Below are 14,130 nucleotides of genomic sequence, written 5' to 3'. Positions count from 1 at the left end.
GAGGAAATAGATCGGCTGAGATCGATCCACATCGATCGACATGGGCAGATCAGGCGGTCTTTTCTTCGCTCAATCCCAGCGATTCCACCATCTGCTCGCGCATGATGAACTTCTGCACTTTGCCGGTGACCGTCATGGGCATGTCGTCGACGAAGCGGATATAGCGCGGCACCTTGTAGTGGGCGATCTGGTCCTTGCAGAACTCACGGATGTCGTCTTCCGTGGCGCTCTGGCCCGGTTTCAGCACGATCCACGCACAGACCTCTTCGCCGTATTTCGCGTCGGGGACACCGAACACCTGCACCGCCTGAATCTTCGGATGGCGGAACAGGAATTCCTCGATCTCGCGCGGGTAAATGTTTTCGCCGCCACGGATGAGCATGTCCTTCACGCGGCCGACGATGTTGCAGTAGCCGTCTTCATCGATCGTCGCGAGGTCGCCCGTATGCATCCAGCCGTCGCGAATCGCCTCGCGCGTGCGCGGTTCGTCATCCCAGTAGCCCAGCATCACCGAGTAACCCTTCGTGCACAGCTCGCCCTTCTCGCCCACCGGCACGATCTCGCCCGCCGCGTCGACCAGCTTCACTTCGAGGTGCGGCTGCACACGGCCCACCGTGCTCGTGCGCTTTTCGAGCGGGTCGGTGGTGGTGGTCTGGAACGAGACCGGGCTCGTCTCCGTCATGCCGTAGGCGATCGTCACTTCGCTCATGTGCATCTGGCTGATCACGCGCTTCATCGTCTCGATCGGGCACGGCGACCCGGCCATGATGCCGGTGCGCAGCGAATCGAAGTGATAGTTGCCGAAGTCCGGATGGTCGAGCTGCGCGATGAACATCGTCGGCACGCCATGCAGCGCCGTACAGCTTTCTTCCGATACGGCGGCCATGGTGGCCTTCGGGTCGAACGCCTCGCCCGGGAAGACCATCGTCGCGCCCGTCGAGACGCATGCCAGCACCGCGAGCACCATGCCGAAGCAGTGATAGAACGGCACGGGGATGCACAGGCTGTCGTGCTCCGTGAACTTCATCGCCATCGCAATGAAGCGTCCGTTGTTGACGATGTTGTGGTGCGTGAGCGTCGCTCCCTTCGGGCTGCCCGTGGTGCCGCTCGTGAACTGAACGTTGATCGGGTCGTGACAATCGAGACCGTCGGAAATGCTGCGCAGCGTCTCGAGGCTCGCGTCGGCGCCGAGGGTCACGACGTCGCTGAAATTCATCATCCCCGGCGTGATGCCGGTGCCCATGCGGATGATCGTGGTGAGGGTGGGCAGTTTCGCCGACTTCAGCAGGCCCGGCTCGCTTTGCGCCAGCTCGGGGGCGAGCGTGTTCAGCATGTCGAGATAGCGCGACGATTTGAACGACTCGGCGGCCACCAGCGCCTTGCAGCCGACCTTGTTGATCGCGTACTCCAGCTCGGCCAGGCGGTAGGCCGGGTTGATGTTCACCAGCACCAGCCCGACGCGTGCGGTCGCGAATTGCGTGACGAGCCATTCGACGCGATTCGGCGACCAGATGCCCACCCGGTCGCCCTTCTTCAGTCCCAATGCCAGCAGACCGGCGGCGAACGTGTCGACGTGCGCGATGAATTCGCGCCACGTCCAATCCACGCCCTGCTCTCGAAACACCACGGCCTGACGCTCAGGAAACGTCGAGGCCGTCTCGGCCAGCAGACCAAACACCGTGAGCGACGACAACGGCACCGTCGTGTCGCCCTTCACATACGACAACCCATTACGTGGGACTACGCCTGCACCTTCCCGGCTTTCCATGCTTTTGTCTCCTGATACTGAAGCAATGCTGAAATGGCGAAATGCTGTCGTGCCCGACGCTGCTATTGGCGGGTCTTTACAACAATAGCGCGTCACGCTGCGTTGACGTTTACGTTAACGTAATTCACGTGACGTAACGAGTGGGGATGGCCCTGAGAGAATGCGGTGATCGGAAAAAACAAAAGCTCCACGCACTTTCATGCATGGAGCTTTCTGCATCGTTCGCAACACCGGCGTTGGGGCCGGTACTACGACAACGCCAATTTACAGCTTTGCCTTGCGCAGCTTGCTGATCGCAGCGAGTTGGGCGATGGCTTCGGCCAATTCGGCCTGGGCTTTCGCGTACTCGATGTTCGAATCCTTGTTCGCAAGCGCTTCTTCCGCGCGACGCTTGGCATCGGCAGCTTTTGCCTCGTCCAGGTCCTTGCCGCGGATGGCGGTGTCGGCGAGCACGGTCACCGTGCCCGGTTGCACTTCGAGAATGCCGCCGGCGACGAAGACGAAATCTTCGTTACCTGCTTCGTCCTCGATGCGCACGGCACCCGGCTTGATGCGCGTGATCAGCGGCGTGTGACCGGGCAAAATGCCCAGCTCGCCGGCTTCGCCCGGCAGCGCCACAAAGCGCGCACGACCCGAGAAGATCTGCTCTTCTGCGCTGACGACGTCTACGTGAATGGTTGCCATAATCGCTCCCGTTGAGTGTGATGAAGCGGCAGAGGCACCGAGCGCGGTCGTTACCGCCCTCGCCCCGCTACCTCGCCGTTCGACAGTCACCTGCCGGTGCAGCGCAAGTCTCGTGAGAGACCTCCGCCATCACCCGGCACTCAACCGTTTACTGCATCTTCTTGGCTTTTTCGAACGCTTCGTCGATCGTGCCGACCATGTAGAACGCCTGCTCGGGCAGGTGGTCGCATTCGCCGTCGACGATCATCTTGAAGCCGCGGATCGTTTCCTTGAGCGGAACGTACTTGCCCGGCGAACCCGTGAACACTTCTGCCACGTGGAACGGCTGCGACAGGAAACGCTGGATCTTACGAGCGCGTGCCACTGCCAGCTTGTCGTCCGGCGACAGTTCGTCCATGCCCAGAATCGCGATAATGTCGCGCAATTCCTTGTAGCGCTGGAGCGTCGACTGCACACGACGGGTGACCGTGTAGTGCTCTTCGCCAATCACGTTCGGGTCGATCTGACGCGAGGTCGAGTCAAGCGGATCGACTGCCGGGTAGATACCCAGCGAGGCGATGTCACGCGACAGCACGACGGTAGCGTCCAAGTGGCCGAAGGTGGTTGCAGGCGACGGGTCGGTCAAGTCATCGGCAGGCACGTACACGGCTTGCACCGACGTAATCGAGCCCTTCTTGGTCGACGTAATACGCTCTTGCAGCTTGCCCATTTCTTCAGCCAGCGTCGGCTGATAGCCCACTGCCGACGGCATACGGCCGAGCAGTGCGGACACTTCGGTACCGGCCAGCGTGAAACGGTAGATGTTGTCCACGAAGAACAGCACGTCGAGACCTTCGTCACGGAAGTGCTCGGCCATCGTCAGACCGGTCAGCGCGACGCGCAGACGGTTGCCCGGCGGCTCGTTCATCTGGCCGTACACCAGCGCGACCTTATCCAGAACGTTCGAGTCCTTCATTTCGTGGTAGAAGTCGTTCCCTTCACGGGTACGCTCGCCCACGCCGGCAAACACCGAATAACCGCCGTGTTCCTTGGCGATGTTATTGATGAGTTCCATCATGTTCACGGTCTTGCCCACACCGGCGCCACCGAACAGACCCACCTTGCCGCCCTTGGCGAACGGGCAGATCAAATCGATAACCTTGATGCCGGTTTCGAGCAGTTCCGTCGACGGCGACAGCTCGTCGAATGCCGGAGCCTTCTGGTGGATCGAGCGCGTGTGATCGCGTGCAATCGGACCGGCTTCGTCGATCGGACGGCCAAGCACGTCCATGATGCGACCCAGCGTCGGCTTACCGACCGGCACAGTGATCGGCAGACCGCTGTTCTTCACCATCATGCCGCGGCGCAGGCCTTCGGCAGAACCCAGACAGATGGTACGAACCACGCCGTCGCCCAGCTGCTGCTGAACTTCAAGCGTCAGTTCCGAACCGTCCATAATGAGCGCGTCGTAGATCTTCGGCATGCTATCGCGCGGGAACTCCACGTCGATCACGGCGCCGATGCACTGTACGATTTTGCCTTCAATCAAAGCAGTACTCATCGCTTTTCCTTTAGATACTCAAATTCATTTCGCCTTGCGGCGCATCGGCCCGTGCCACCGCTTAAACAGCGGCAGCGCCACCCACGATTTCGGACAGTTCCTTCGTAATCGATGCTTGACGGCCCTTGTTGTAGACCATCTGCAATTCACCGATCACGGTCTTCGCGTTGTCCGATGCGGCCTTCATGGCCACCATACGGGCGGACTGCTCCGACGCCATGTTCTCTGCGACTGCCTGATACACGACCGCTTCGACGTAACGCACCAGCAGGGCATCCACCACCGACTTTGCGTCCGGTTCGTAGATGTAGTCCCACGAATGCGTTGCCGGCACTGCGCTCGCGTCTTCCGACTGGCCTTCGAACTTCTCGGGCAGCGGCAGCAGTTGTTCGACCACGGTTTCCTGCTTCATCGTGTTGACGAAGCGGTTGTAGGCCAGATACACGGCATCGAGCTTGCCTTCGGCGTACGCGTCGAGCTGCACCTTCACGGCGCCGATCAACTTGTCGAGGTGCGGGGTGTCGCCCAGTTGCACCACGTGCGAGACCACCTTCGCGCCGATACGGTTCAGGAAACCGAAGCCCTTGCCGCCAATGGCGGTGGCTTCAATCTTCAAACCTTGCGCTTCGATCGCCTTCAGCTTGCTCACCACGGCACGCAGCACGTTGGTATTCAAGCCGCCGCACAGACCCTTGTCCGTCGTCACCACGATGATGCCGGCCGCTTTCGCGTCGGCATGCTTCACCATGAACGGGTGGTGGTATTCCGGATTCGCCTGGCCCATATGCGCAGCGATCTGGCGTACCTTCTCAGCGTACGGCCGGGCATGGCGCATGCGTTCCTGCGCCTTGCGCATCTTCGACGCGGCCACCATTTCCATGGCCTTGGTGATCTTGCGCGTGTTTTGCACGCTCTTGATCTTGCCGCGAATTTCCTTCATTCCAGCCATTGCTTACTCCTTGTCTCGGCGCGACGTCCGCTCTTGCCTGAACATCGCGCCTTCCCGGGTCCGTTGAATAGTTACCGATTCAACCGGATTAGTAAGCGCCGGTCTTCTTGAAGTCCTTGATCGCAGCGTGCAGGGCAGCATCGTCGTCCTTCGAGAGATCTTTGGTCTCTTCGATACGGCCGATCAGCGCAGCGTGGCTGGTCTTCAGAACTTCGCGCAGACCCTTTTCGAACGGCAGGACCTGAGCGATTTCGAGATCGTCCAGATAACCGTTGTTGGCGGCGAACAGCGACACGGCCAGTTCCCACACTTGCAGCGGCTGATACTGCGGCTGCTTGAGCAGCTCCGTCACGCGGCGGCCGCGCTCCAGCTGCTTGCGGGTGGCTTCGTCCAGGTCCGAAGCGAACTGCGCGAACGCAGCCAGCTCACGGTACTGGGCCAAGTCGGTACGGATACCGCCCGACAGCTTCTTGATGACCTTGGTCTGGGCAGCACCACCGACGCGCGACACCGAAATACCGGCGTTAATTGCCGGACGGATACCTGCGTTGAAGAGGTCGGTTTCCAGGAAGATCTGGCCGTCGGTAATCGAAATCACGTTCGTCGGAACGAACGCGGTCACGTCACCGGCTTGCGTTTCAATGATCGGCAGTGCGGTCAGCGAGCCGCTTTGGCCCTTGATCGCGCCGTTCGTGAACTTCTCGACGTACTCTTCCGAGACGCGAGCGGCACGCTCGAGCAGACGCGAGTGCAGATAGAACACGTCACCCGGGTAAGCTTCACGGCCCGGCGGGCGGCGCAGCAGCAGCGAGATCTGACGGTACGCCCAAGCTTGCTTGGTCAAGTCGTCATAAATGATCAGCGCGTCTTCGCCGCGGTCGCGGAAGTATTCGCCCATCGTGCAACCGGCGTACGGTGCGATGAACTGCATGGCGGCCGAGTCCGAAGCGGTAGCGGTCACGATGATGGTGTATTCCATCGCGCCCATTTCTTCGAGCTTGCGCACCACGTTCATGATCGACGAAGCCTTCTGGCCGATCGCGACGTAGACGCAGGTCACGCCCTTGCCCTTTTGCGAAATGATCGTGTCGATGGCCACAGCGGTCTTACCCGTCTGACGGTCACCAATGATCAGCTCGCGCTGGCCACGGCCGATCGGCACCATGGCGTCGATAGCCTTGGTACCCGTTTGCAGCGGCTGCGACACCGACTTACGCCAAATCACGCCCGGGGCAATCTTTTCGATTGCGTCGGTCATCTTGGCGTTGATCGGGCCCTTGCCATCGATAGGCACGCCCAGCGCGTCAACGACGCGGCCTTTCAGTTCCGGACCGACCGGCACTTCCAGAATGCGGCCCGTGCACTTGACGGTGTCGCCTTCCGAGATGTGCTCGTATTCACCCAGAATCACGGCGCCGACGGAGTCGCGCTCGAGGTTCAGTGCCAGACCGAAGGTGTTGCCCGGAAACTCGAGCATTTCACCTTGCATCACGTCCGACAGGCCATGAATGCGGCAGATACCGTCAGTCACCGAAATCACGGTGCCTTCGTTACGGACTTCGGCGCCGCTCTCGAGACCTTGAATCCGGCTCTTGATCAGTTCGCTGATTTCAGAGGGATTGAGTTGCATATGTGCTCCTGATATTCAATTCTTGCCGTCGCAGGCGATTCGCGCCGGCCGTCAGGCCGTCAGCGACGTCCGCATGGCCGCCAGGCGGGCGCGCACCGAAGTGTCCAGCACCTCGTCGCCAACCACCACACGCACGCCACCGATCAGCGACGGGTCTACCGTCACGCTCGGGTTGAGCTTGCGGCCGAACTTGTGCTCGAGGCCCTTGACCAGCGAGGTCAGTTGCTCACCGTCGAGCGGGAAGGCGCTTTCGATCGTGGCATCCGCCGAACCGGCGGCGGCGTTCTTCAACGCCTCGAACTGCTCGGCGACTTCCGTCATGGCAGCCAGGCGACCGTTTTCGACCACAGCGGCGACGAAGTTACGCACTTCAGCGTCGGTCGATTTCACGGCAGCCGTCAGCACGTCGACGACTTGCGCCGGCGTTACCTTGGGATCGTCGGCCAGATTGGCCACTTCGGGAAGCGCTGCCACTTGCGCCAGTTCGCGCACCAGCTCCGACCAGCGATTCAGATCACCGGCCTTGGCCACGCGGAACAACGCCTCAGCGTACGGACGAGCGATGGTTGCGAGTTCGGCCATGATCAGAGCTCTGCCTTGAGTTGGTTCAGCAGGTCAGCATGGGCCTTGGCGTCAACTTCGCGCTTCAGGATCTGCTCGGCGCCCTTGACTGCCAGACCGGCAACGTCTTCGCGCAGCGATTCACGGACCTTGACGGCCTGGTTCTCGGCTTCAGCTTTGGCGTTGGCGATGATACGGGCGGCTTCGGCTTGAGCCTGCTGCTTGATCTCTTCGGCCACGGCTTGCGCGCGCTTTTCAGCGTCGGCAATACGCTTCGCGCCTTCGTCACGGGCTTCCGTGAGGGCTTGCGTGGAGCGCTTGTTGGCGGCTTCGAGTTCGGCCTTGCCCTTATCGGCAGCAGCCAGACCGTCAGCGATTTTCTTCGCGCGTTCGTCAATAGCCTTGATCAGCGGCGGCCACACGAACTTCATCGTGAACCATGCCAGGATCAGAAACACGACGGTTTGCGCGAACAGAGTTGCGTTGATGTTCACGGTGTTCCCTTTCGGTGTTGCGAGTCGATTGGCAAAACAGCGCGCCCCATTGTGCCTGCTGGCTTGGGCGCGCCGTTCATGTCCAGGTCGCGCGGATCAGTGCGCGACCATCCGAAAGAAACTTAAGCGAGCTTCGACAGCAGCGGGTTCGCGAATGCGAACAGCATGGCAACGCCCACGCCGATCAGGAATGCGGCGTCGATCAGGCCAGCCAGCAGGAACATCTTCGTTTGCAGCGGGTTCATCAGTTCCGGCTGACGTGCGCATGCTTCGATGTACTTACCGCCCATCAACGCGATACCCAGACAGGCGCCGATGGCACCCAGACCGATGATGATACCGATACCGATGGCGGTCAGACCCTGGATGTTAGCGATGAAAGCTTGCATGATTACTCCTATTGGTTAGAGACTTGAAACTTTAAATTTGAAAAACGAAAAACCGGGAAACAGGTAACGACCACGACAACCGATCAGTGATGGTCGTGCGCCTGGCCGATGTACACCAGCGTGAGCATCATCATGATGAACGCCTGCAGCAGCACGATCATGATGTGGAAAATTGCCCATGCGGTGCCGGCGATGACATGACCGACAAACCCCAGCACCGACGCATCTGCACCAAAACTCCAGATACCGCCCAACAGCGCGATCAACAGGAACACCAGCTCGCCGGCGTACATATTGCCGAACAGTCGCATACCGAGCGACACGGTTTTGGCACAGAATTCGATCAGATTGAGCAGCAGGTTCGGAATCCACAGCAGGAAGTGGTTACCGAACGGTGCCGTGAACAGCTCATGCATGAAGCCGCCGGCGCCCTTGATCTTGAAGCTGTAGAAGAGCATCAGGATCAGCACACCAAACGAGATACCGAGCGTGCCGTTCAAATCGGCCGTCGGGACAATACGGTGGTGCGTAATGATCGAGCCGAGACCGACCCAGCCGATGACCTTCGACGGCAGGTCGACGGGCAACAGGTCCAGCGAGTTCATGAGCGCGACCCAGACGAACACGGTCAGCGCGAGCGGCGCGATGAAGGCACGATTGCCGTGCACGATGCTCTTCGACTGGTCTTCGACCATTTCGACGAGCATTTCGACCGCAGCCTGGAAACGGCCCGGCACGCCCGAGGTGGCTTTACGAGCGGCCAACCAAAGCACGAAGCAGCCCAGCGCGCCCATCGCGATCGACCAGAACATGGTGTCCCAGTTGATGATCGAGAAGTCGACGATCTTCGTCTGCGTCGAGCTCGCGAGGTTTTGCAGGTGGTGCGAAATGTACTCCGACGGGTTCGGAGCGTGGCTACCGGCTTCTACTGACATAGCGATCAAACACCCAATTATGAAAATCCGCACACGGCAGCGCGCGACGCGTGAGCGGAATTGACCGCTACTTGAATGCCATCGCCAGCCAATAGGCCTTCAGCGTCAGCACGAAGGTGACCAGCAACGCTACCCAGTGAACTCCCGGGTAACCGAACGCTATGGCCACCAACAACGCAATCGTCGTTGCTACCTTGACCGCTTCCCCCGCCACCAATGAACCGACGGAGAGGCGATCACCTGAAATTCTTAGCCGCAGCGCAAACAATGCGCCCGGCACCCAACCCATCATTCCGCCCAGCCATGCAGACACCGCAGCCTCTTGGGGCGATGCCGAGAGTACCCACCAAGCCAGTGTCGCCGCGAGCGACAACAGTACTTGGGCACCCACCACTCTGAATGGAGTCACACGGGATGCGCGCCCCACATTGGGACCGAACAGGCGCTCGGCCTGCGCACGCGTGAGCGGAACGATTGTTTCTTGCTCCTGCTCGTCGTCCCAAACATCATCTGTTGCATGCGCCGGCGCTTGCGGTTTCGGTTCCAAGTTCGACCGTATTTCATCGGCCATCTCGTACCTCCCCGCCCGACTCGTGCAAAACGAATGGGCTCTTCAAGCAGTTAAACCCGCGAGATTTTACGGGAGATTACGAACGCCAGTCAATTGAAACACGCAACAAATTCGCCGAAACTGTGCAGTGCATGCTTCGATTTGGCGCCAACTCTCACGGAGTGCGCATTCTCGCATGGTGCAGCGCGGCATTCGTCCGGAAGGCCGCGCAATCACGACATCTGCGCCGCTTCGAGGGCATGATCAGACCCATTTCAGGGCAGCGAACCCCAGCCCCAGTGCCACCAGGTAAAACGGTATCGAAATCCAGTGAAAGTGCCACCAGATTTTGCTCGATTTCGCCATGCGCAATGCAATTAGGTTCGCTAACGACCCGACGGCCAGGCCAAAGCCCCCGACGGCAACGCCGTGAGCGAGCGCAGGCCAGTTCTGCGTGTACTCCGCGAGCAAAATCGCTGCGGGCACATTACTGATGAATTGTGACAACACGGCGCCGCCCAGATAAGCCGCCAGGGTGCCCGAAAAATCCACATGCCCCAGTAGCGTGCGCACTTCCGGCATCTCGGCCACGCCGCGCAACACCACGAACATCAGCACGAAGATCGTCAGCAGCAGCCAGTCGATGCCAAGCACCGCACTGCGGCGCGCCAGCAACAGCACCACCGCCACCCCGGCACACGCCCAGCCGGCGAGACCGTGATCGGCCAGCGCCACGAACGCGACGAACAATACGAGTGCGGTCCACAGCAGCGGCCAGCGCACCTCGTGCGACGGCCCCCCCCGCTGAAAATGCAGGGCCCGCGAGTCGAATGCGAACGCACAGACGGCCAGCAGAAGCGCCATGAGCGCCACGGTGATCGGCGTCATCATGACGACGTACCCACCGAAGCCCATCCCGCTGTGCTGCCACAGGAAGAGGTTCTGGGGGTTGCCCAGCGGCGTGAGACTCGACCCGGCGTTGACCGCCAGTGCGAGGAAGATGATCAGCCGCTCGATGCGCACCGGCGCAATGCGTGCCAGCGACAACGCCAGCGGCACCACCGCGAACAACGCGACGTCGTTGGTGAGCAGCGTGGACAACACCGCCGCAAAACTCACCATCAACAACGCGAGGCGCCGTTCGGTGCGAAACCATCGCAACAATCGTTGCGCGAGCCAATCGAGAAAGCCGCTCTGGTCGATGGCCCGCGTAAGCATCAGCAGGCCGGCGAGCGTGAGGATGGTGTGCTGATCGATCCGCGCAAACAACGCACCGGCACTTGCCGGTCGAAGTATCTGTAGCGCGACAAACGCGATCAGCAAAATCACAAGCACGCGATCGCTGCGCACCCGTTCGAACAACACACCCAACGCACCCAATGTGCGCTTCATCAGCGTCAACCGCGCGGGTGCCGTCTGATGCTGCGCGTCATCGGTCATGTGTGGATATTCAGATAATCAGGACACCGACATTATTCGTCACGGATGCGCGCGAGAATGCCGTCGAGCGCATCGAGGCTGCCGAATTCGATGGTGAGCGCACCGGCGCCCTTGCGGCCGACCTTGATCTTCACGTTCGACGCCAGCAAATCGGACAGCTCTTCTTCGAGACGCGTCACATCGCGACCGCCCTCTTCCGCCGAACGACGGCGAATGCCATCGCCTTGCGGCTTGAGCGACGCGTTGACGATGCGCTCGGTGTCGCGCACCGAAAGCCGCTTGTTCACCACCTGATTGGCGAGCGTGATCTGCGTGGCGGCATCGACGGAGAGCAACGCACGTGCATGCCCCATATCGAGATCGCCGGCGAGCAGCATCGTCTGCACCGGTTGCGCGAGGTTGAGCAGGCGCAGCAGATTCGACACGGCGCTACGCGAACGGCCGAGCGATTCAGCGGCCTGTTCATGCGTGTAATTGAATTCACCGAGCAGGCGTTGAATGCCCTGCGCTTCTTCCAGCGGATTCAGATCTTCGCGCTGAATGTTCTCGATGAGCGCCATCGCGGCGGCGGCTTCATCGGGCACATCGCGCACGAGCACGGGCACTTCCGACAGCCCGGCCATGCGGGCGGCACGGAAGCGCCGCTCGCCGGCAATAATTTCGTACTTCTCACCATCGATACGGCGCACGAGGATCGGCTGCATCAGCCCTTGCGCGCGAATGCTCGCGGCGAGTTCCTGCAATGCGCCTTCATCCATGCGCGTACGCGGCTGGTACTTGCCCGCCTGCAAGCGGTCGAGCGCCATCACCGACGGTGCGCCTTCGGCCGAGGCTTCGTCGGCGCCGTTATGGTTATCGGCGTGTGCGCCGAGCAGCGCTTCGAGGCCGCGGCCCAGGCCCTTCTTTTTGAGTGCGTTGGTCTTGGTCGCCATGACAATGCGTTCCTGCGCGAATGCGCCTTACATAGTTTGAATGCGCGCGATCATCTCTGCGCCGAATTGCAGATACGCCTGCGCGCCACGCGATGCGGGGTCGAAGACGACGCCGGGCATGCCGTAACTCGGCGCCTCGGCGAGCCGCACATTGCGCGGAATGATCGCGTTGAAAACCTTGTCGCCGAAGTGCTGCTTGAGCTGCTCCGAGACTTGTTGTTGCAGCGTGATACGCGGATCGAACATCACGCGCAGCAAGCCGATGACCTTCAGGTCACGGTTCAGATTCGCGTGCACCTGCTTGATCGTGTTGACGAGATCCGAGAGCCCTTCGAGCGCGAAGTACTCGCACTGCATCGGAATGATCACGCCGTGCGCGGCACACAGGCCGTTGAGCGTGAGCAGCGAGAGCGTCGGCGGGCAATCGATGAGGACGAAATCGTACGCGTCGTCCACTTTCTCGAGTGCCTGCTTGAGACGCGTATCGCGGTTCTCGAGCGACACCAGCTCCACGTCGGCCCCCGCGAGTTCGCGGTTGGCGGGCAACACGTCGTAGTTACCCGTCTCCGAACGCTGACGGCTCACGCTCACGTCGGTGCCATCGACCAGCACCTCGTAGACGCTCGTCTCGAGCGCACCCTTGTCGATGCCGCTGCCCATTGTCGCGTTGCCCTGCGGATCCAGGTCGACCAACAGGACACGCTGTCCGTGCGACGCCAGACCGGCGGCGAGGTTCACCGTGGTGGTCGTCTTGCCGACGCCGCCCTTCTGATTGGCCACGCAGAAAATTTTCGCCATGCCGATGTAGTCCTCCGAATGCTGCCTTGTTCAAGCGCGGTTGATGCTGATGAAGCGGGGTGATGCAGGTCGTGCCGCCAAGTCGGCGAACGATTCGACAGCATGACATGGTCACGCGGCCGGTCGATGGCTGACTTGCCGATAAATACTGCAAATTCGATGAATTCGATTACCTGAGCAATGCTCAGTTATTGCCGGTGCTGGCTTTCTGCGGCGTCAACACGAGCTTGTCGGTGTCGTAGCCTTGTTTGCGCAACTGCGCGCGCATTTGATTCAACGTGTTCTCGTCGATGGTCGGCGTGCGCGACAGGATCCACAGATACTCGCGGCCCGGCTCTCCGACAGCGGCATACTGATAGTCGCCGTCGAGCACGATAACCCAGTAGTTCGCCCAAAGCCAGGGAATCCAGCGCAACCAGTCCGGTGCAAAGGTCACCTTGAACCGCGCGGTGCCGGTGCCCTGCCCGTCGGTGCGTGCGAGGCCTGCATCGCTGACCCAGGTGCCATCGTCTTTGCGGCATTTGTTCGTGACTTCGATCCTGCCATCGGCGCGCGCTACGTATTCAGCGGTCACGTCCGACACACATTTTCGCTCGAAGAAATTCGGATAGCGCGCTATTTCGTACCAGGTGCCGACATAACGCGTTTTATCGATCGCGGCGACCGGGCGTACCCGTGTGGTCAGCGATTCTTGGCCGGTTTGCGCCCAGGCGACGGCGGCGAGCAGCGAAAAACCAACGATCGCAGCACCAATCCAGCGGGTAATTCCGGTCATGCAGCCACCTTCACGCGAAGCAAATGACGCTCGGCGTCGAGGAATGGCACTTGCAGCGGCAAGCGTTCGACCAGTGCGTAACCCGGCGGCAACGCCAGTTCGCTCTCGGCGGCGACACCCTTCATGGCCCAGAAGCTGCCATCGGGGGCCAGCAGATTCTGCCCCAGCGTCACGAAGTCGTTCAGCTCGGCAAAGGCACGCGACACGATGGCGTCGAAGGCTGCCGGCACTTCCTTGCCGATCACCAGCGACTCGACACGGCCAGTCACGACGGTGAGGTTGGTCAGCTTGAACGTGGCCCGCGCCTGCGTCAGGAACGCGGTCTTCTTGTGCACGATGTCGTTGACTGTCACCTGCCAGTCCGGGCGCACGATAGCCAGCACCACGCCCGGCAGACCGCCGCCTGAGCCCACGTCAAGTACACGTGAAATCGGCTCACGGTCGAGGCGCGGCAGAATCGAGAGGGAGTCCAGCAGGTGCTTGACGACCATCTGTCGCGGATCGCGAATCGAGGTCATCTGCAAAGCGGCATTCCACTTGGCCAGCAACGCTTGAAACTCGAGCAACCGCACTTGCTGCTCGGCGCTGATGGACAGGCCGAGTTGCGCGATGCCGTCGGCCAATAGCGCAGCCAGTTCGTTGCCGCCTTGCGCGGCAGTGTTTCTTGAAGCCGTCATGTCGTCTC

15 protein-coding genes are annotated in these 14,130 nt (G+C 60.9%); all 15 read right to left on the bottom strand.

The genetic code is table 11. The annotated features are described in order from the left end of the window. Positions 1-49: 49 nt before the first annotated feature. Entirely contained in the window at positions 50-1,768 is a 1,719-nt protein-coding gene (locus CDV44_RS22930; RefSeq protein ID WP_087690893.1) for an AMP-binding protein, read from the bottom strand. Positions 1,769-2,032: 264 nt separating this feature from the next. Further along, complete coding sequence (locus CDV44_RS22925) at positions 2,033-2,452, bottom strand: F0F1 ATP synthase subunit epsilon (protein ID WP_058376580.1); 420 nt, start codon at positions 2,450-2,452, stop codon at positions 2,033-2,035. Between the two features lie 148 nt (positions 2,453-2,600). Next, entirely contained in the window at positions 2,601-3,992 is a 1,392-nt protein-coding gene (gene atpD / locus CDV44_RS22920; RefSeq protein WP_058376581.1) for a F0F1 ATP synthase subunit beta, read from the bottom strand. Between the two features lie 61 nt (positions 3,993-4,053). Continuing rightward, positions 4,054-4,941 (bottom strand): F0F1 ATP synthase subunit gamma, encoded by an 888-nt coding sequence (atpG, locus tag CDV44_RS22915; protein ID WP_087690891.1) that lies wholly within the window; start codon positions 4,939-4,941, stop codon positions 4,054-4,056. Between the two features lie 88 nt (positions 4,942-5,029). Then, the gene (gene atpA, locus CDV44_RS22910; protein WP_058376583.1) at positions 5,030-6,571 is read right to left on the bottom strand and encodes a F0F1 ATP synthase subunit alpha; all 1,542 of its coding nucleotides are present in this window, start codon (positions 6,569-6,571) and stop codon (positions 5,030-5,032) included. Between the two features lie 51 nt (positions 6,572-6,622). After that, positions 6,623-7,153 carry a F0F1 ATP synthase subunit delta gene (locus CDV44_RS22905; protein WP_058376584.1) on the bottom strand — a complete coding sequence of 177 codons (531 nt, stop codon included), beginning with the start codon at positions 7,151-7,153 and terminating at the stop codon, positions 6,623-6,625. Positions 7,154-7,155: 2 nt separating this feature from the next. Continuing rightward, complete coding sequence (locus CDV44_RS22900; protein WP_058376585.1) at positions 7,156-7,626, bottom strand: F0F1 ATP synthase subunit B; 471 nt, start codon at positions 7,624-7,626, stop codon at positions 7,156-7,158. A gap of 122 nt (positions 7,627-7,748) precedes the next feature. Beyond that, complete coding sequence (gene atpE, locus CDV44_RS22895; RefSeq protein WP_010807762.1) at positions 7,749-8,015, bottom strand: F0F1 ATP synthase subunit C; 267 nt, start codon at positions 8,013-8,015, stop codon at positions 7,749-7,751. A gap of 83 nt (positions 8,016-8,098) precedes the next feature. Continuing rightward, the gene (gene atpB, locus CDV44_RS22890) at positions 8,099-8,950 is read right to left on the bottom strand and encodes a F0F1 ATP synthase subunit A (protein WP_087690889.1); all 852 of its coding nucleotides are present in this window, start codon (positions 8,948-8,950) and stop codon (positions 8,099-8,101) included. Between the two features lie 67 nt (positions 8,951-9,017). After that, positions 9,018-9,521, bottom strand: a complete 504-nt coding sequence (locus tag CDV44_RS22885; RefSeq protein ID WP_058376587.1) for an ATP synthase subunit I — start codon at positions 9,519-9,521, stop codon at positions 9,018-9,020. A 243-nt stretch (positions 9,522-9,764) separates the two neighbouring features. After that, the gene (locus CDV44_RS22880) at positions 9,765-10,892 is read right to left on the bottom strand and encodes an SLC13 family permease (RefSeq protein ID WP_087691188.1); all 1,128 of its coding nucleotides are present in this window, start codon (positions 10,890-10,892) and stop codon (positions 9,765-9,767) included. Positions 10,893-10,972: 80 nt separating this feature from the next. After that, a complete protein-coding gene (locus CDV44_RS22875; RefSeq protein WP_087690887.1) occupies positions 10,973-11,872 on the bottom strand; it encodes a ParB/RepB/Spo0J family partition protein in 900 nt (299 codons plus the stop codon). Positions 11,873-11,899: 27 nt separating this feature from the next. Continuing rightward, entirely contained in the window at positions 11,900-12,670 is a 771-nt protein-coding gene (locus CDV44_RS22870) for a ParA family protein (protein ID WP_058376589.1), read from the bottom strand. Between the two features lie 184 nt (positions 12,671-12,854). Beyond that, positions 12,855-13,445: a lipocalin family protein gene (locus CDV44_RS22865; RefSeq protein ID WP_087690885.1), complete on the bottom strand. Its 591-nt coding sequence runs from the start codon at positions 13,443-13,445 to the stop codon at positions 12,855-12,857. Next, entirely contained in the window at positions 13,442-14,122 is a 681-nt protein-coding gene (rsmG, locus tag CDV44_RS22860; RefSeq protein ID WP_087690883.1) for a 16S rRNA (guanine(527)-N(7))-methyltransferase RsmG, read from the bottom strand. Before rsmG ends, CDV44_RS22865 begins: the two co-directional genes overlap by 4 nt. Positions 14,123-14,130: the final 8 nt, after the last annotated feature.

Origin of the sequence: Pandoraea sp. PE-S2R-1 (assembly GCF_002179865.1) — a bacterium.
GTDB lineage: Bacteria > Pseudomonadota > Gammaproteobacteria > Burkholderiales > Burkholderiaceae > Pandoraea.
This window is presented reverse-complemented; position numbering and strand designations above follow the sequence as displayed.